Annotated in this window: 17 protein-coding genes; 1 reads left to right on the forward strand and 16 read right to left on the reverse strand. The window is 44.0% G+C overall.

Annotated elements, in window-relative coordinates:
- Nucleotides 1-44: 44 nt before the first annotated feature.
- From COO59_RS08280 to galF, 12 genes are all read right to left on the reverse strand, one after another.
- Nucleotides 45-1,172, reverse strand: a complete 1,128-nt coding sequence (locus COO59_RS08280; RefSeq protein ID WP_103059332.1) for an EpsG family protein — start codon at nt 1,170-1,172, stop codon at nt 45-47.
- On the reverse strand, nt 1,172-2,296 hold the full coding sequence (locus tag COO59_RS08285) for a glycosyltransferase (RefSeq protein WP_133158594.1): 1,125 nt from the start codon (nt 2,294-2,296) through the stop codon (nt 1,172-1,174). The genes COO59_RS08280 and COO59_RS08285 overlap by 1 nt, the downstream gene beginning before the upstream one ends.
- Before the next feature lie 18 nt (nt 2,297-2,314).
- A complete protein-coding gene (locus COO59_RS08290; protein ID WP_103059334.1) occupies nt 2,315-3,421 on the reverse strand; it encodes a DegT/DnrJ/EryC1/StrS family aminotransferase in 1,107 nt (368 codons plus the stop codon).
- A 5-nt stretch (nt 3,422-3,426) separates the two neighbouring features.
- Nucleotides 3,427-3,885: an acyltransferase gene (locus COO59_RS08295; protein WP_103059335.1), complete on the reverse strand. Its 459-nt coding sequence runs from the start codon at nt 3,883-3,885 to the stop codon at nt 3,427-3,429.
- 1 nt (nt 3,886) lies between these two features.
- Nucleotides 3,887-4,282 (reverse strand): sugar 3,4-ketoisomerase, encoded by a 396-nt coding sequence (locus COO59_RS08300; protein WP_103059336.1) that lies wholly within the window; start codon nt 4,280-4,282, stop codon nt 3,887-3,889.
- On the reverse strand, nt 4,282-5,145 hold the full coding sequence (gene rfbA, locus COO59_RS08305) for a glucose-1-phosphate thymidylyltransferase RfbA (protein ID WP_103059337.1): 864 nt from the start codon (nt 5,143-5,145) through the stop codon (nt 4,282-4,284). The genes COO59_RS08300 and rfbA overlap by 1 nt, the downstream gene beginning before the upstream one ends.
- A 2-nt stretch (nt 5,146-5,147) precedes the next feature.
- Nucleotides 5,148-6,212 (reverse strand): dTDP-glucose 4,6-dehydratase, encoded by a 1,065-nt coding sequence (rfbB, locus tag COO59_RS08310; RefSeq protein WP_103059338.1) that lies wholly within the window; start codon nt 6,210-6,212, stop codon nt 5,148-5,150.
- A 9-nt stretch (nt 6,213-6,221) separates the two neighbouring features.
- Entirely contained in the window at nt 6,222-7,466 is a 1,245-nt protein-coding gene (locus tag COO59_RS08315) for an O-antigen translocase (protein ID WP_103059527.1), read from the reverse strand.
- A gap of 143 nt (nt 7,467-7,609) precedes the next feature.
- Nucleotides 7,610-8,605, reverse strand: coding sequence for an NAD-dependent epimerase/dehydratase family protein (locus COO59_RS08320; protein WP_103059339.1), 996 nt, complete (start codon nt 8,603-8,605; stop codon nt 7,610-7,612).
- 313 nt (nt 8,606-8,918) lie between these two features.
- Entirely contained in the window at nt 8,919-9,953 is a 1,035-nt protein-coding gene (gene wecA, locus COO59_RS08325; protein ID WP_103059340.1) for a UDP-N-acetylglucosamine--undecaprenyl-phosphate N-acetylglucosaminephosphotransferase, read from the reverse strand.
- 556 nt (nt 9,954-10,509) lie between these two features.
- Nucleotides 10,510-11,523, reverse strand: coding sequence for a UDP-glucose 4-epimerase GalE (gene galE, locus COO59_RS08330; protein WP_103059341.1), 1,014 nt, complete (start codon nt 11,521-11,523; stop codon nt 10,510-10,512).
- A 49-nt stretch (nt 11,524-11,572) separates the two neighbouring features.
- On the reverse strand, nt 11,573-12,469 hold the full coding sequence (galF, locus tag COO59_RS08335) for a UTP--glucose-1-phosphate uridylyltransferase GalF (RefSeq protein ID WP_103059342.1): 897 nt from the start codon (nt 12,467-12,469) through the stop codon (nt 11,573-11,575).
- A 376-nt stretch (nt 12,470-12,845) separates the two neighbouring features.
- Between galF and COO59_RS08340 the strand changes: the two genes are divergently transcribed.
- The gene (locus COO59_RS08340) at nt 12,846-14,678 is read left to right on the forward strand and encodes a hypothetical protein (RefSeq protein WP_103059343.1); all 1,833 of its coding nucleotides are present in this window, start codon (nt 12,846-12,848) and stop codon (nt 14,676-14,678) included.
- Between the two features lie 75 nt (nt 14,679-14,753).
- Here COO59_RS08340 and COO59_RS08345 read toward each other — a convergent pair whose 3' ends face one another.
- The 4 genes from COO59_RS08345 to wcaJ all read right to left on the reverse strand — a co-directional run bounded on the left by COO59_RS08345 (nt 14,754) and on the right by wcaJ (nt 19,706).
- A complete protein-coding gene (locus COO59_RS08345; RefSeq protein WP_103059344.1) occupies nt 14,754-15,761 on the reverse strand; it encodes a glycosyltransferase in 1,008 nt (335 codons plus the stop codon).
- Nucleotides 15,758-16,705, reverse strand: coding sequence for a polysaccharide pyruvyl transferase family protein (locus tag COO59_RS08350; RefSeq protein ID WP_103059528.1), 948 nt, complete (start codon nt 16,703-16,705; stop codon nt 15,758-15,760). Before COO59_RS08350 ends, COO59_RS08345 begins: the two co-directional genes overlap by 4 nt.
- Before the next feature lie 11 nt (nt 16,706-16,716).
- Complete coding sequence (locus tag COO59_RS08355; RefSeq protein WP_103059345.1) at nt 16,717-18,198, reverse strand: MOP flippase family protein; 1,482 nt, start codon at nt 18,196-18,198, stop codon at nt 16,717-16,719.
- 107 nt (nt 18,199-18,305) lie between these two features.
- Complete coding sequence (wcaJ, locus tag COO59_RS08360; protein WP_103059529.1) at nt 18,306-19,706, reverse strand: undecaprenyl-phosphate glucose phosphotransferase; 1,401 nt, start codon at nt 19,704-19,706, stop codon at nt 18,306-18,308.
- Nucleotides 19,707-19,722 lie beyond the last annotated feature (16 nt).

A 19,722-nucleotide genomic window follows, 5' to 3' on the forward strand; every position in this document is an offset into this window, starting at 1 on the left:
ATCGCACCAGAATTATTATTTGAGTGTAAGATTAAAAAATTATCTCAATCCATTGTAGAAATCGGTATATCGCAGACACTCATCGTGTTGATACAATAATTAATTTTGTAATTGCCATATGATGCATCACCCAAACCTCTCGGCATAAACATAATAATGTTTGAAACAACTAATATAAGCACAACACAAAATAAAGATGCTGCCCTGAAGGCAGGCCGAACTTTTAATTGCAGATAATACGTTATGGCTAAGGCTGTAAAAAAATACAAAACTGGTGAAAAATAGCGAGACATCCGAGCAAACACGAACAATTCACTGGAAAATATTCTAAAGGCAATAAACAACAAAATTGAAAGCTGGAAAATAGCTTTCAATTTTTTATCTTCTATACGTATATAACGCGTAAAAAATGAATAGAAGATTAAGGCCAATAAAACCCCACCATATGCTGACATCTGACCAATAAAAGTAGCAGGCACAGCAAATGTATTCGATAAAAAATAATTATAATACATTAGCTTATAGGTTACGAAAATGTATTTAACTATACTTATTGGGTTTGTAATTAAAATAGCAGCAAAAATAAAAAACGTGATTTTTTTAACTGGGAAAATAAACTTAAGTAAAAATACAGTGATTAGTGCTATAGGTATAATGCTAAAATGAATAGTGCTGCCGATAATAAGTAACAAAAGCATTAAAAGACGCCTTCCTTTTAAAAAACAGTATAAGCTCATTACATAAATGGCAGCAGCAAGACAGGAGCGGATACTGTTTAAAGTAAGGAAATAATAATTACCGACATATAAAATAGTACATAATGCAAATACCATTTTTGCATTTAAGCCTTTATAGATTTTAGATGTCTTATAGTAAAATAGAGCAAACAGGAAAGTAGTCAGTATAGAGTAAATAAAAAATATAAATTGCGGGCCAAAGTTAAGATAAAAAGCCAACTTATTTAAAATTAAATGGAATGGCTCTAAATGTAAATAGCTTTGATAGCCTGCCTTTATATCGTAGTATAAATTTACATAGTTTGGATAATCGGTACCAACCTCAAACCTGAACGCCGAGACCAATGCAAGAAAGATCCAATAATAACACGTAATTCTGTGGCGCGATATGGTAAGAAGTACTGTCGATGACAGCATCAGTAAAAAGAAAATCATTATTCAGACCATACCTTTAGATATTTAGCGACTATAATATCAACTGAATGGGTTTCTTTGACGAATTTCTTAGACTCTTCACGCAAATGAACATAGTCAGGATAGTTTACTATAATATCCTCAAGCTGGCTGGATATTTTCTGTGAATCTGGCTCTGCATTAATGCAAGGAATAGTTTTCCTGTAATAAGCTTCTACAGCTGATTCATTACCGCTAAATGTAATCATGCCATTAGCCATACCTATAACGCCTGACATCCCACGATCGTAGGATAATGTCTGATCGAGGAGAATATCACAGTCAGACAATAACTGTTTATATTCTTCAAAAGGTATACCATTTGCGGTAACTAATTCAAAAGCAACATCCTTCGCTTTCAATATTTGCAAAGCCTCATCGAAATATTGATATCCCTTCTTATAGTAATCCCCTATATGCGGTTTTTTGCTATAAAATATTTTTAAAGGGCTATTTATTTTTGTTTCCTGATATTTATAGGCTTCACAGTTTATTGGCAGATTAATAATTTCTGTGCATTTACTATTGTTTATGTAGGCTTGCTTGTATTCATAAAGGCCCGGAATTATTTTCTTTACATTCCGTAATGTATAATAATGTAATATTAAATACATTGGAAAAAAGAAAGAAATATTCTGATAGTAATGAAAGGCTCTTTTAAAAGAAAAATTACTCCAGGGAGTATATTTTAATGTCTTTGTCAAATAGAAACGTTCAACGTTAAAGTCTCCTCCGAGAGCACAAAGATATAACCGTGGAGCTTTTTTTATTAATTTTCTGATAAGAAGCAAATTCCCTAAGGCACCAAAAGCTTTTACAGCAACCGGATTTATCAGTTGTATAACATCATAATCTCCTATCGAATCAAGAAATTGCTGGCTGTTTAAATAGTTTCTAATTCCCGCGAGGCCAATAAAATCTAAAGCGGGGTAAAGAAGCTTCTCAACCCCGGTTAATTTATCCCGTTTAGGTAGTGAAAGAGTACTAGTGAACCCCTTCCATCCGTCACCATCAGATAGCAGATCACATTCATGACCTTCTTTTTTTAGTTGCTCCATCAGTTGATTATGGACGCCAGAAAACTCACCAACTAATAAAATTCTCACTAGTACACCTAAAGGTAATTAATTATATAAGAATGCATTAATTGTATTGATTATTTTATCAATATCCGCATCTGTCAGATGAGATCCTATTGGAAGGCTAATAACCTCTTGATGCAGCCTTTCACTTATTGGATATGATAACTCGTTCCAGTCAGCATAAGCTTTTTGCTTATGAGGAGGAATGGGATAATGAATTAAAGTTTGTATGCCATTCTCATCAAGGTAACTCTGTAACTCTTTTCTGACCTTGGTTTTCACAACAAATAAATGCCAAACGTGACTTTTGTCATCAATCACTTGCGGCAAGATAATATGAGGATTGTTTATTTTTTTCAGATAAGTATTGGCTATACGTCGCCGAATTTCAGTTTCATTATCCAAATGATTTAATTTAACGCTAAGCATAGCAGCCTGGATCTCATCGAGTCGGCTATTTACGCCCTGATATATGTTTTTGTATTTTTCATGGGAACCATAATTCCTTAGCGCAGATATAGCGCTATACAAATCAGCATCGTCAGTTACCACAGCGCCAGCGTCACCGAGAGCGCCAAGGTTTTTACCTGGATAAAAACTAAACGCACCCGCGTGTCCCCACGATCCGGCTTGTTTGCCTGAGAGAGTGGCACCATGAGATTGAGCGCAGTCTTCAAGCACCAACAAATTAGCGTCGTTAGCCAGAGCCATAATCTCATCCATCGGACAGATTTGCCCGTAAAGGTGGACTGGCAGGATGGCTCGCGTACGCGGCGTAATAGCCTTTTTGATACTATCAGCAGTCAGGTTAAAAGTGTTGGTATCAGGTTCGACAAGTACCGGAACCAGATCGTTTTCTGAGATAGCTAAAATAGAAGCAATATAGGTATTCGAAGGAACAATAACTTCATCACCGGCATTAAGTTTGCCTAATTCCTTCCAGGCTCGTAATACTAATAGCAGGGCATCAAGGCCATTTGCTACGCCAAGACAGTAGCGTGAGCCGGTATAATTTACGAAATTAGCTTCAAACTCTTTCAGCTCATTTCCCATGATATACCAGCCCGAATCAATTACGCGGCTACAGGCATTTTTAAGTTCTTCAGCGTGTTGTTGATTAATTTTTTTGAGATCAAGGAAAGGAATCATGTTTACTACTCGCTCATATATTTTACTATTCTGGCAGGATTACCCACAACCACGGCATAATCAGGCACGTCTTTTGTAACTACAGCACCCGCCCCTACCATCGCTTTTTTTCCAATAACGATCCCGGGAAGAATAGTCGCATTCGCACCCAGCGATGCGCCTTCCTTAATTAACGTTTTTACGAACTCAGAGGGATGTTGCTTAGAGCGCGGGTACTTGTCATTTGCAAATGCCACGCAAGGACCGATAAAAACATTATCCTCTACGGTAATCCCGTCCCAAAGATATACACCTGACTTAACAGTCACGTTATCGCCAATAACTACATCATTTTCAATAAGGCTATGAGCGCAAATATTGCAATTTCTACCGATACTGGCATTCTCAAGAATAACGGCAAATTGCCAAACCCGGGTTTCTGAACCGATATTTTTTGATTTTACATCGCTAAGTGGATGAATCATCTCAAAGAGCCCTCAGGAATTCTTCATAGTTACGAATATAGTCGCTTTCATCATAATGCTCACTTGCCAGCACCATGAATATACAATCTGAAGAAAAGTTACTCATTACATGCCATTGCATCGGTTCAATTAGCAAACCCTGCATGGGTCTTTCTAAAGTAACGACCTTTTTTTGCGCTCCATCATCAATTAATATCTCGCATGAACCTGATATACATACCGCGAGCTGACGAAGTGCTTTATGAGCATGGAATCCTCTTGGGCGTTCCTGCTCCAGGCCATATATATAATAAACACGCTTGATGTCGAAAGGGATATTTTTATGCTGCTCAAGCGCTATCAGATGTCCACGTTCATCTCCCAGCACATTAAATTCAATCATGTTAATGAGAGACATTACTTACATACCTCAAACAAATATTGCCCATAAGAATTTTTCTTTAATGCCTCAGCCAACTTTAAAAGGCTCTCTTTAGATAGCCAGCCGTTGATGTATGCTATTTCTTCGAGACATGCAATCTTATTACCCTGCCTCTGTTCAATAGTCGCTACAAACTGACCAGCATCAAGTAAACTTTCGTAGGTTCCCGTGTCCAGCCAGGCAAATCCACGGCCGAGTAATTGAACGCGAAGTTGTTTGCGTTTGAGGTACTCTTTATTTATAGAAGTAATTTCAAGTTCGCCACGTGCTGAAGGTTTTATCTGCTTAGCGATATCTACTACCTGGTTATCGTAAAAATATAATCCGGTAACAGCATATTCAGAGCGCGGATTACTCGGCTTTTCCTCAATTGAAATAACATTTGAATTTCCATCAAATTCTACCACGCCAAACCTTTCAGCGTCCTTAACTTTATAGCCGAATACTGTCGCGCCGTTCTCTATTGAAGCCGCTTGCTGCAGCATAGGTGAAAAACCCTGTCCATAAAATATGTTATCTCCCAAGACCAGACAGACAGAATCATCACCAAGAAATTTTTCACCGATAATAAATGCCTGCGCTAAACCATCGGGGCTTGGTTGAATAGCATATTCTAAATTGATACCAAATTTTGAGCCGTCACCCAGCAATCTTTTAAAGCTGTCATTATCTTCGGGTGTAGTTATGATAAGAATATCTTTGATTTTAGCAAGCATCAGAACCGATAATGGATAGTAAATCATTGGCTTATCATAAACAGGAAGAAGCTGCTTAGATACACCCATAGTTATAGGGTAGAGCCGTGTTCCCGATCCACCTGCGAGAATTATTCCTTTCATTATTATTCATTTACCCCTAATTGCTCTAAATTATAAGTTCCGTCTAATATATGCGTCCACCAGACTCTATTATTCAAGTACCAAACAACGGTCTTACGAATGCCAGACTCAAAAGTTTCTTCAGGTTTCCACCCTAACTCTCTGGTAATTTTCGCAGAATCAATAGCATATCTTAAATCATGTCCAGGACGATCTTTGACGTAGGTGATCAAATCACGGTACAGCTTGACGCCTTTGGGTTTGACGGGCACCAGCTCTTCAATTAGATCGCATATTGTTTGAACCACTTCAATATTGGTTTTTTCATTCAATCCGCCAATATTATAGGTTTCGCCAGGTAATCCTTTTGTTACTACGGTATACAAGGCTCTGGCATGATCCTCGACAAACAGCCAATCGCGAATTTGCAGGCCGTCCCCATATACAGGGAGTGGTTTACCCTCAAGCACATTTAAAATAACCAGCGGAATCAGTTTTTCTGGAAAATGGTATGGGCCGTAGTTATTCGAGCAGTTAGTTATTATGGTAGGTAATTGATAAGTACGATGCCATGCACGAACAAGATGATCGCTTGAAGCTTTAGATGCTGAGTAGGGACTGGATGGCGCATAGGGCGTTGTTTCAGTAAAAAGATCGTTTGTCCCTGACAAGTCACCAAAAACTTCATCTGTGGAAATATGATGGAAGCGGAAGTTCACTTTTTTCGCGCTTGGTAGGGTCATCCAATATGCTCTGGCCGATTCAAGCAGATTATAAGTGCCAATAATATTGGTCTCAATAAAAGCTGCTGGTCCATCGATCGAACGGTCAACATGAGACTCTGCAGCCAGATGCATAATTGCATCTGGCTGATGCTTCAGAAAACAATTTTCCAATGCATGCCGATCGCAAATATCAATCTTTTCAAAAAAATATCTGTCGTTTCCCTGTACATCATTTAATGATACTAAATTACCTGCATAGGTTAGCTTATCGAGATTCACTACGGTATCGTTAGTGTTTTTTATTATATGTCTAATTACCGCAGATCCGATAAAACCAGCGCCACCCGTTACAAGGATAACCATGTTACGACCTCAATAAAAATGTTTTCGCATTAAAATAATCATTGCAACAAAATATAAAAAATAGTTAGCTGCAAATGCATAGCTTAAACCAACAAAACCAAATACATTTAGAAAGAAGATCGACAATCCGCTAAAGCTAATTGCAAACAGGATTTCAGTAATAATAAAGGTTTTAGTCATCGCTTTAGCAAGCATTAAATAGCTTATTAGCCATGCCGCTATTTTTATTACATCTCCAACCATTTGCCATTTAAATAGTACAAACATGGGTTTAAATTCAGGAGTAAATAACAACCACAGAGCTAAATCTCTTAACATATAAACAGCGAAGGCCAAGATACTGACAAAAGGAATTATAAGTTTATAGCCATTATATATCTCTCTTTTTAGCTCCAGCTTATCGCTTATTTCTGAAAGCCTTGGCAAATAATAAGTGGCTAGCGCTACTGTAATAACAGTAAGATAAGTCGTAGATATATATGTCATCGCCTGCCAGTAGCCCGCATATTTCCAGGACAGAGTATTCGCAATATAATCACGGACCACAATCTGCGATAAAGGCAAGCTACAGGCAGTGACCAATGCCATTAATGAATATTTAAATAAAACCTTGGCTTGCGCGGGTTGCCATTTATCTTTAAACTTTTCCAATGAGATAATATTATGATTACGCAGTTTCCATAGCAAAATGACAAAAACTATCGATTGATTTGTAACCAGAGCTACCAGCGCTCCCTCTAAATGGTACAGATAAATTAAAAGAGAAGTGAATAGTAAGCTACAAACACTTTGGGCAATGTTTATTGTTATAAACGTTTTTATTTGCTTAAGCCCATTTAAAATCGATAGTAATAATTGATTAACCGTAAATAAAAGTAAGGTAAATGCGAATATTATAAAGATAAAGTAATTATCAGTTGTGTTAAATACATAGTAAGAAATTTGCTTTGAGCTTATTAACAGCACAATGCTAACGATAGTTGTGAACGTCACCGTAAGTTTTATTGCGGTGCTCCATAACTGTTTAATACGGGCCTCTTCAGCGTTAAATTCCGCCGTATATTTCGTTACGCCAGCATTGATTCCTCCCTGCGCTACAGTCTGTATCAATGTAGATACATTCTGGAACTGGCCAATAACAGCAAGGCCGCCAGGGCCGATAAATAATGCAATGGCTTTATTTATTATCAACCCAGCAATCATTTTAACAAGCGTAGCGATAAAACTAAGTATAGATGTTCTGACTAAATTCACCTCTGTACCCTTCATTAATTTACATCAGCATGATGTGACAACTTTATTCTAATTATTAGTGGCCATAATATAATTTATGGCTTGATTTACCCTGTAAACATCCTGTGCGTAAAATTATATTTATGATTGGGCTATAAGTACTATTATTCTGAAATGAAAGTAATATCATCTTTTTTATCTGCTACAAACTCATATTGTAGAGTCCGGTCCAGTCCCTGCTGTAGAGTATACGGCGGCTTAAAGCCGGAACTATGCACTTTGGTGGCATCAAACTGAGTTGTTGCACAGAATTTCTTAACGCGAACTGAACTGATTGCGTATTTGTTACCTGTAAGCTTACTGAGTATATCGAAACAATAGCCGCCAAGCATTCCTACCGGATAGGGGATATGAACTGAGGGGATCTTTTTATTCAGGCTTTTTTCAACCTCGGCTGCCAACTCATTCATATTCAAATCAGGCTTGTCAACGTAATTATATACCTCATAGCTTTGGGTAATATTTTCCAGCTTATATTTGATAAACTCGACGATATTTCCTACATACGCCATAGACTTATAATTTTTGCCAGGACCAACCATGGCAAATTTACCGCCTGAAATTTGCTTCAGCAAATTATAAACGTTTCCTCTGTTACGCTCGCCGAAAATAACAGTAGGTCTAATAATCGTCAGCGAACGCTCTTCGGGCGACTCATTGTACCATTTACGCAGAACCTCTTCCGCTTGCCATTTACTCTTTCCATAGTGATTGAATGGATCATGCGGATGATTTTCGTTTGGATTTATTTTATTTAAACCATATATAGCAACGGAACTAGTAAAAATAATATTATTAACATTGCTTTTCTTCATTGCATCTATAACGTTTTTTGTCCCTTGAACATTAACATCATAGTATAAAGAAGTAGGACTAACATCGTCTCTATGTTCAGCCGCAAGCAGAACTACTGTTTTTTGCCCAATGAGCGCTTTATCTAAAGAGCCTTGATCGCGAACATCGCCAATTTGCGTTAAATCAGGATAAAAATGGCTCTGGTTTTTATCAAAGTTGCTTATTTCAAACTGCGAAAGAGCTGTCTCAATCAAACGTGTTCCGACAAAACCTGAAGCACCAATAAATATAACTTTATTTTCCATAATAAGACTCATTAGTTTGATTTTCATTCAAAAGATTTATATAAAATATGGAACCTTTTTTCATGGCGCTGTTATGATGCCTTATAAAATCCGCTCCGATAATCCCATAATACAAGCATAATAATTCCGTTTTTTTCCATTATGTAATTTAGTCATCGTTTACTGTTCTTGTAGATAATGAGCCGCTTAAGCTAGTCTCTACAGAGATATTCAATGCGTTATATCATATTATGCTATAAGTTAATCAGAGACTCTGCCCTATTGTAAAAAAATCTCGCTTTATATTTCTCGATTTAAACGCTCTGGCTACACATTAAAAATCATATAAATGAAGCCTTGCTCTCTCCATTGCTCGCAGGCTGATAATAAAAGAGCAAAAAGTAATCATATATAAAACTATGATCCAGAATTCAGGGATACGCATCGCGTCCAGCAAAATACCGATAGTACTCAACGATAACGCCGCCCCCGTCATTACCAATAACGCCTGCCGTCCACTAAACCCTACCCGCAGCAACACATGATGCAAATGCTCCCGGTCCGGCTTGAAGGGACTGTCCCCTCTTCTGATGCGTCCTGTCATCACGCGCAGCATATCCATCAGGGGAACGGCGATCAGCCACAGCGCGGTGACCGGGCGCATTACCGCCTCATCGCCCTGGGTTGCGATAATCAGCAGCCAGATAACGGTAAAGCCAATCAGCGTACTGCCGGCATCGCCCATAAAAACCTTAAACTTGCGCCCCCAGGGAATGCCCAGGTTCAGCAGAATATAAGGCAGGCAGGCAACCATCAGGCACAGGCACCACAGCGCCATATCATCCCGGTTACCCATCCAGAACACCACGGCCAGCGCGCCAAAGGTAACGGATGAAAGCGCACCCAGCAGGCCATCAATGCCATCGACCATATTAAAGGCGTTAATCGCGCCGACCACCGCCAGCAGCGTTACCGCATAGCCGGCGATGCCCAGTACCAGCTCGTAGCCAAACAGGATATTCCCTAATGAATAGAGATAGAGGCCGTTGTACATCATGATGCTGGCTACCAGCGCCTGTAACGCCATACGCGGCATAACAGGGAGATCCAGCTTATCGTCCAGCACACCGACGACAATAAGCATGGTGGCGCAAACCATATAGATGTTGAAGTCAGGCAGCCAGTTGGGCTGCATAAGGTAGATAATCCACAGGGAAAGATAAACCGATACCCCGCCGACCAGCGGTATATGGCCGTTATGATGTTTCCGCGCGTTAGGTTTATCTACCAGCCCTACTTTTTTAGCAATCTTGCGAGAGATAAAAAGCAGCGCCAGCGCTCCCAGAAAAACAAGCACGATTTCTTGCATGTTTGCACCAGTATTGAAATTGATCACAGTTACCTGAAAATGTCCACGCTACCGCCCCTGGCTTTAAGCAACCAGATGCTTCAGCGGTTCAGGACTCAAACAAGCATAGCCTGTGTGAGCGACACGGTAATTTTTTCTCGCTACGCTAACAAAAACAGATGTAACCGTGCGCTAATAGTTTACGATTCTCGTACTATCGCCGTACACAGACAAGTATAAAATTGCCTGTTTGACCGTTGACTTATGCGGTTAATATCCTTGCCCGCCCTGATTGCTTGTAAAGCAAGCAAAACGCTCAAAATATCAGCTCATGTCGCTGTTATCATATCGAATACGATATATCTTGTTTATTACGCCAGACGATGCGCGTTTATCCTGACAATCTGCTGCACTAATTATGCTTTCGTTTAACTATTGTTAAGCTATTGTCTGAAACAGAAAAGGCTTCTGTTGCCAGAAGCCATCGTTACTATTTACTTTGTTGCCTGCCGTAACCCTCTTTTAACAGGGGCGCTCCGACGCGCTGCGCGGCAAAAAACATTAGAGCAACTTTATCTTAACGATAACCGTTAGGGTTTTTTGACTGCCAGTTCCAGGTATCACGCATCATTTCATCGATACCGCGCGACACACGCCAGTTCAGTTCTTTATCCGCCAGCGTAGCATCGGCCCAGAATGCCGCTAAATCGCCATCGCGACGCGGTTTAATGTCATAGGGAACCGGTTTGCCGGAGGCTTTTTCAAACGCCTGCACCATCTCCATCACCGAATAGCCTTTACCGGCGCCCAGGTTATACGCCTTATAGCCCTGCAGCTGCGCCAGATGATCCAACGCTTTTAAATGGCCCTCCGCCAGATCGACCACGTGAATATAGTCACGCACGCCGGTGCCGTCTTTAGTGGAATAGTCAGCCCCAAAAATTCCGAGCTTATCAAGACGGCCAATAGCGACCTGAGCAATGTAAGGCAGCAGGTTATTGGGAATGCCGTTGGGATCTTCACCGATTTCGCCAGACTCATGGGCGCCCACCGGATTGAAATAGCGCAGCGCGATCGCGGTAAACTGGCTGTCCGCCTTAGCGTAATCCTGCATGATTTGCTCAACCATCAGCTTTGAGGTGCCGTAAGGGCTGGTAGTACCGCCGATGGGCGTGGTCTCAACGTAAGGCACCGGCGCATTGGCGCCATAAACGGTCGCGGAAGAACTAAAAATGAAATTATAGATGCCGGCGTTACGCATCTCTTCCAGCAGCACAACCGTACCCGAAACGTTATTGTCGTAGTATTCCAGCGGTTTACGGGTCGATTCGCCAACGGCTTTTAACCCGGCGAAATGGATAACGGCGCTAATAGCGTTGCTGGCAAAAATATCGCGCAGGCAGGCGCGATCGAGGATGTCGCCCTCAACAAAGGTGGCTTTCTTTCCGGCCAGTTTCTCAACGCGGTTGATCGATTCCCGCGAAGCATTACTGAGGTTGTCCATTACCACAACGTCGTCGCCGCGCTGCAACAGCGCCAACACCGTATGAGAGCCGATGTATCCCGCTCCGCCCGTTACCAAAATAGCCATGTGAACTCCTTTAATGCCGCGCACAGGCGCGGCGTGTCATAGTGAGGAATTATTTCGCCAATAATTGCTTAATGGTCTCGCGGAAGGCCGCGCCCTGCTGATTGCTACGCAGGCCATAGCTGACAAAAGCCTGCATATATCCCAGCTTACGACCGCAGTCGAAGCTATTACCGGTCATCAGGCAGGCATCAACCGGCTTTTTCTGGCTCAGGCTGGCAATAGCATCCGTCAGCTGAATACGGCCCCAGGCGCCCGGTTCGGTTTTTTCAAGCTCAGCCCAAATATCAGCCGACAGAACGTAACGTCCTACGGCGGCCAGATCGGAATGTAGCGTTTCAGGATGCTCAGGCTTTTCAACGAAACCGGTAATAGCGCTGACGCTGCCTTCATTCTCCAGCGGCTCTTGCGTCGAGATCACTGAATATTCTGACAGATCGGCACCAGACATATGTTTCGCCAGCACCTGGCTGCGTCCGGTATCTTCAAAGCGTGCGACCATCGCGGCGAGATTATAACGCAGGTGGTCAGCGGTAGAATCATCCATAATAATATCGGGCAGTACAACGACAAAAGGATTGTCGCCGATCATCGGACGGGCGCACAGTACCGAGTGGCCAAGCCCCAGCGGTTGCGCCTGACGTACGTTCATGATAGTCACGCCCGGCGGGCAAATTGACTGTACTTCACTGAGCAGCTGTCGCTTCACTCGCTGTTCCAGCAGCGCTTCAAGCTCATAGGTGGTATCAAAATGGTTTTCCACCGCGTTCTTTGACGCATGCGTGACCAGAACGATTTCCTTGATACCCGACCTGACGACTTCATCAACAATGTATTGAATCATCGGCTTATCTACGATAGGCAGCATCTCTTTAGGAATGGCTTTTGTAGCAGGGAGCATATGCATACCGAGACCCGCAACGGGGATAACTGCTTTAAGCTTGGTCATATTTTTTCCATATAATGATGTGAAGACATTCAGCGATTATGCAATAAAGAGGCAATCATTAAGTATAATCTTAATCTGAAAATTTTCATTAGCATAGCGTTAAAGAAACCAACAATTAAGCAGCACGCCGTTATGGCGTTGAATAAATCAAACACCGTCGGAAAGTTCCTGAGCTGCAATAAATCCTCAACGGCCTAATCAACTTATTTTATTACGGCAAGCATTATTCGCTGAGATTAATCCGATAAAAATCAGGCGACTGATCGCAAGTGTAAAAAAGCGTTTTCTTTTATCTGATTTTAAATATTACGTCTTCCAATTGTCTGGCTTAGATGAATAATGAAACCTGGCGTTATCATTCTAAAAAGGGTCAGAGATGAGCATTAATGAAAAAGCCAGTGAAGAACGTATCCACTCGCGACGTAAGGCGTTAACCAAAATATTGGCCTCCGCCGCCGCCATAGGCACGCTCGGTAGCCTGACGCGCGCCAATGCGGCCCCTGTATCCGCCCCGCCGCCAGCGCCGGACAGCGCCTCCGGTAAGATCAATGGCGCGCCGGGTATCATTCTCGATCACGCCTCTACCTCCTGGGCTAAAATTCGTAATGATATTCATCGCGGTAATGGCCCGGTCGATAATTACGCCGCCTTTCAACAGCTGGTGGCAGATAAAAAATACCTGACTATTGATACGCCGGTCAGTATAAATAAATCCATTGAGCTCACGGTAAAAAACCAAATTATTGAAGGCCGGGGGAACGGCATAATTACCCCATTAGGCAATATGGGTAATGAATTTCTACTGGAGCTGAAAGCTGACGCGACGCAAATTCACGGCATGGTATTAGATAATCCGATGCTATTAAAAAGCGAAACCGGCGGACGTCAGGGCGGAATTATGATTTCCGCTAACTATTGCGAAGTTTCTAACTGCTATTTTTACCGCATGTTGCAGTCGGTTATTGCCCCGGCCGGCTTTGGCGCTTACGGTACTAAAATTACCAATAACTGGTTTTTAGAGTGTCTGGGTGCCGGAACCGGCATGCGCGACCTGCATTCCAAACTGGGCGAGGATCGGGGCGATGCGGTAACTATCTGGGGCTCCGGCACGATTATGACCGGCAACCATGCTTACTGTAAGGCTGGCGAAGATGCCCGCCTGGCGTTTCATGCGGAAGGCCTGCCCGGCGCACGTAAGCATCTGCGCGATTTCGATCATAAAGACATTATCATGGCGAATAATATGGCGAAGGGCAGCTTCCGTCGTCACTTCGCGATGGAAAATATTAATGGCGGCGTCTCGATCGGGAATATTTCAATGGGCGGCGCGACCTGGTGGGGCGAAGCTTATATTCAATGTAAAAATATCAACGTTAAAAATACCATCCGTTACAGCAACAGCCCGGATATTCTGAACGGCAACGCCTGGCGGCCCATCAAAGCGGCCATTGCCGTGGTCAATTTTAACGAAGGCGTTAATATCGACAGCACCGTGCTGATTGCCAAAGGCACCAAAGCCTACGGCTTCGCCATTGCCACCCAAACCGGCGATCATGACGTGACGCTGTCGGGCAGCATGATTAATGAAGGCGCACGCACCAATACCGCGCTGTTACTTAACCAGCCGAAGAGCTTCCGTATTAATAACCTCGATACCCAGGGATTTTCGCGGGCGGCGCAAATCACCACCAATAAGAATGTCACTATTATCAGCAATAACTGCTATCACCAGCTCAACGGCACAGGGAAAGGCATGGAAGTGGTGAAAGGCTCAGGCGGAACCATTGCGATAAATGGCGATACCTATAACGGTGCGACGACCGCCTTTAAACTGCCTAACGTGGATAATCTTAGTATTCAGAATACGCGCGTCAGCGAGGCGGAGCGCTTTGCCGAGCTGAGCGGGATTAAGCAGTCGCTGCTGGTGACCAATAATATGGCTACTGCGGATCGGTCAATGCCGCTGGTTTACAGTAACGGTAGCGCGCCGGATATTAGCTGGTGCGTAGAGGGAAATATCGGTATCCGCAGCAACTTCTCTTATACCAGCGCGCAGCTCTCCGCGATTAACTCGGCCCTGAATCAGCGCAGTAAACATGCCGGTAAAAACGTCAGCGTCGATAACAATGCGGTATACGTCGCGCTTGGCAACGCGCCTGAATCCCCGTGGTTAAATTTAGCCACGCAAAAAGTGGTGAAGCCAGCCTAAAAAAAGCCTCAGCGATGTTGGCTGAGGCTTGTCGTTTAGCTTAGCGGCGCGATAAGGCTTTCGCGCATGCGCGGGTCAAGAGGCGCGGATTTTTAACCGCTTTAAGGCAAAGTTAAATACTCGCCAGGCAAAGTAGTTGTTTTCCGCCAGCGTGATGTCCAGATTGCGGTAGCGTGAGATGAACGCTTCCAGCTCTTGCTGTGATTTCGCGCTGAACTTCACCTCGGAACCCTTCGCCACGCCAATAACGTTCAGGATGTTTTTAACGATCCGCGCACGCAGGTTCTTCCCGCTCTCCTTTTCAGCGGTGTGCTGCATTAATCCTTCCAGAGCATCGCAGGCCCGGAGATAGCCAATGGCGTTTTTCTCTGAGCGCGAGCTTTGCATAATAGAACCAATACGAATACGTCGCTGAAAGTAAACGCTGTCCGTCACGCAGGTTTTACCCGCCACAAAAAACAGGCGCGGCGTAAACTCTTCGTCCTCATGAATAATCGGCAGGAAAAAGAGCTGGTGCTGCGTCTGTAATTTACGCGCAAAAATATAGAGCCACGCGTTGGGAATAAAGGCGTTGGTTTCCGACAGGGTATTAAAAGCCTGTTCACCGCTGGAAAAAACGCGCTCCATGCGGCGGCGATAGGAGATCAGCCGCACCTGCTGCGACTGCTCTCCCCCTTTACTTTTTGCTATCGGATCTGCAAACGACTCCGCAGAGAAAGCAAAGATACTCATATCGGGATGCTGCTCCAGCGTTTCATAAAACCGCTCGATCAGCCCATCAACGGAAACGTCATCCGAGTCAAAGTAATAGATGTAATCACCGGTAGCGGCACGCGTGCCGGTATTGCGTGCCTCACCCAGCCCGCCGTTGGCGGTATGAATAATCTTTACCAGCGGATGCGAGCCATACAGGGTCTCTACCAGGTCGCCGGAGCCATCCGTCGATCCGTCATCGACAATAATGACTTCCCAGGGCTGTACAGACTGCGTAAGAATTGAATCAACAGCTTCCTGAACATAATCCAGTACGTTATAAACAGGAATAATGATGGAAAGTTTAGGAATCGTTGGCTCTTCAATCATAAAGTAATCAACTCACAGTCAGGGACATCTTTTGTCCAGGAAGCGTAGTAGCCTGAATTCTTACCGTAGGAGTTGTCCAGCAGTTTGGTCTTCACCCCCAGCAGGCAGCATAAAATATGCCCGTGCATCCGTGAGGTCACTACCGTATCGTGCGCCATAAAGTAAGAGTTAACGCGATTAACCAGCGTGTCGGTATAGTCGCTCCACTTCTGCGGCGTATTAAACAGGCGCGTATTCAGCGTGCGGTTTACCCGCTCAAAGTTGAGGTAAACGCGGGTGCGGGAACGATCTTGCTCGGTGCAAATATCTTCCCAGTCTTCATAGCCTTCCGGCCCAGGCATACCCGGCAGGCCGTCTACCTTCGTCTCTTCAATATCTTTACGAATCATCCACAGCGTTTCACGCTGGATATGATTAGCAGACTGTTTCGGGAAGACGTTCCACAAAGCGTGGGCCATATCCGGGCACAGACGTACATCTTTGCAAAAGTGCTCTTCAAGAATTTTCTTGCTGCGCTCATCGCGGCAGAAAATCGTCAGGTTCTTATGCTGACGAATAATCTGGGCCGACTGCAGCATTTTAGACTGGTCTTTAAAATGGACCGTCTGCGGCATATAGACAATTTTATGATGCGGAAAACGCTCCACGACCGCTTCGCGCAGGCGCTGGTGATGACCGTACAAATCGCCAAAGTTACCGCCGCCGTGCATCAGCAGGATCACATCTTTTGGCAGATTACGGTTTTCTGATAACCATTTCATACTGGTCTTATCGGTACGTCGTGCCAGCACCTGATATTTACGCTCTTTAAAGAACTGCTCTGTACCCTTATAAATTAACAGGTCTCCGACATTAAGATGCAGAGGTATATCGAGATAAACAACCTTGCTGCCGGGAGGAACAACGGCATCAATAACTGACAGGGTGTTTTTAAGTTTATCCATATGGTGCATGATTAGTTTTCCGCTCTTAAGATTCGACGAAGTTTTGGGTTTTTAAACAGATGATTTTTCATTTCTAAAATTAGTGGATCGCGGCTGATTAATATCGCTATCAGGAAAACCAGCCCTCCCGAAATAATCTGGGCGGACAAGAGTACTGGAAGCGCAACCGAAGTCGAGAAGAAGAATCCGATAATATATGACACCGCTAACGTCGGCAGCGCCATGCGGAACGGCATCCAGATACTGTACAAATATTGCTTATAACTTGAGCCTAAAACCGGACGAATCAGGATAAAGTAACTCAGCCAGGTATTAAGTACCTGCACCGCTAAAAATCCCAGCGAGGCGCCAAAGCCGCCGCCCATTTTTGCCCCGAACCAAATAGCCGGAATAAATAAAAACAACTTCACCACGTTAAACTTAAAGCTAATATCAACGCGTGCTTTCGCCATCAATAGCGAACCGATCGGATTACCAATCGAACGCAGCAGACCGACAACGCACAATACCTGCAGAATCGGGGTAATGAAGCGCCATTTTTCACCGAACATAAACAGCACAAAGTTTTCCGCCACCACCAACAGCCCTAACAGCGCAGGAAAGTTAAGCAGCCCAACCAGAGAGAGTAATTTATAGAAGTTTTCCCGCAGCTTTTGCTGATCGTCCTGGATTTTTGCAAAAGCAGGAAACAGCACGCGAGTAATAATGGGGTTCAGTTTGGTCGGCGGCATCACCGCAACGTTATACGCCAGGTTGTAACCGCCGGTGATTGCCGCCCCCAGCGTACGTGACAATACCGCCGTCGCCACGTTGGAGTTCAGCTGGTTAACCAGGCTATCCGCGGTGAGATAAGCACCAAACTTCAGGTTGGATTTAATGGTACGAAAGGAGAAATGAAAGCGTGGCTTATAGGTTTTACGCCCGTACCAGGAAAACATCACGGTGCGTACCGTTACCATCGCCAGATAACCCCAGATAGCGGTTATCGCCTGAGGTTTAATCCACGCGGCGACCATGGTAACGATAAAGCCAATGGTAACGGCCAGCGTTTCGGTTAAACCAATTTTTGGGAATTCCAGTTCTTTCTGCAGCAGCGCACGGAACTGCTGTCCGTGGGGAATAATCAGAAAGGCGATGGATAATACCTGGATCAGCAGCTTAAGATCCGGCTGTTTTAACCAGCCGCTGATCAAGCCGCTGCAGCTAAACACCACCGCAAACACCGTCAGACCAATAAAAATATTGATCCAGTAGAGCGTTGAAAGTTCAGCTTCAGAAATTTCCTTGCGCTGGATAATCGAATTCGACAAACCGAAGTCGGAAAGCGTATCCGCCAGCAAAATAACGACCATGGCGATAGTGAGCAAACCGAACTGATGGGTATCGATTAGCCTCGCCAACAGCGTCATTTGCAGGAAGCCAATGCCAATGGTCGACAGCGTCGACAAGGCAGACCATTTGGCCCCTTTTACCGTTTTTTCTTTTAAGCTCATAATCCACGTCTAAGCAGGAGTGAAGTCCGCTTTCACTATGATAAGACTACAAACCGCACCCCGAACGGGATGCGGTTCCTATCAGGCTGCTCTCTTATCCGCCACGCTTAGTAAGCGGTTTTGCTGATAAAGCCTTTAAAGAGAGTCAGAAAAATAATGCGCATATCAAGCCACACGCTCCAGTCACGGATATATTGCAGATCGAACTCAACGCGTTTTTCCATTTTTTCCAGCGTATCGGTTTCACCACGCCAGCCATTAATTTGTGCCCAGCCGGTAATGCCCGGTTTCACCTTATGGCGCAGCATATAGCCCTGAATAATAGAGCGGTACTGTTCGTTATGCGCAACGGCATGCGGACGCGGCCCGACGATGGACATATCGCCTTTCAATACGTTGATAAACTGTGGCAGCTCATCAAGCGAGGTTGAGCGCAAAATACGGCCAATCGGTGTAATACGCGCATCGCCTTTGGTCGCCTGCGTAACCGTAGCGCCGTTCTCCATCACTGACATAGAGCGGAACTTCCACACTTTAATCGGCTTACCGTCCATGCCGTAACGGACCTGGCGGAAAATAACCGGACCCGGCGAGGTGAATTTCACCAGCGCGGCAATGGTCAACAGCGCAGGAGAAATAAATAGCAGGATGCAGGATGAAACCACAATATCTTCGATACGTTTCAGCACCATATTGATGCCATTCATCGGCGTTTCAAACAGCGGCACCACCGGTACGCCGTTAATTTCTTCCGTACGCGACTGCAGAATATTAAAGGTGAAAATATCAGGGATAAGCATTACCGAACAGGTGGTATCAGAAAGTTTACCCACCAGGTCGCGAATCGCCGTTTCTTCCGACATTGCCATCGCGATGTAAATTTTATCCAGCTTCCCTTCACGGGCATCAACCAACAGCTGCTCCAGATTACCGCAGTAGTTAATATTGCCGGCATTACTACGAGATTCATTAGCAACGTCAGAATAAAGCCCGACAACGTTCATACCCATCCAGGGAGCGTTAATGAAACTATTAGCAAGGGAAACGCCAATGGGCATATTTCCGACAATGGCGATATTGCGCGTATTGTATCCCAGCTTGCGGATAATACGGGCGAAGTAACGAATCGCCAGGCGGCAGGCAATAAACCCAATCGCCACAATGCCAAACCACAACAGATACGCTTTGAAGTTGAGGTCCAGATCGCTGGTAAAAGACATCACGCCAGCGGTAATTAAAATACTCAGGGCCCAGTTTTGCAGAATAAGCTGTAGCTCGTGGGCGAAACTCACGCCGCGCCATGAGCGATAAAACTCAGTAATACCGCCAATCATCTGGAATAATACCAGAGCGGTAAGTGAAAGTAGCCACCAGGATGATGAAATAGGCTGGGATTCAATGCGCGCTAAAATATACAGCCCCGTGAACATCACAAAAATGTCAGAGAAACGCTGTATTATGGAAATAATCGACGCGTTAGTACGGGTACGAAATCCACTCGCCGTCATCATTTTATTATCATCC

Source organism: Mixta theicola, assembly GCF_002895925.1.
Classification (GTDB): domain Bacteria; phylum Pseudomonadota; class Gammaproteobacteria; order Enterobacterales; family Enterobacteriaceae; genus Mixta; species Mixta theicola.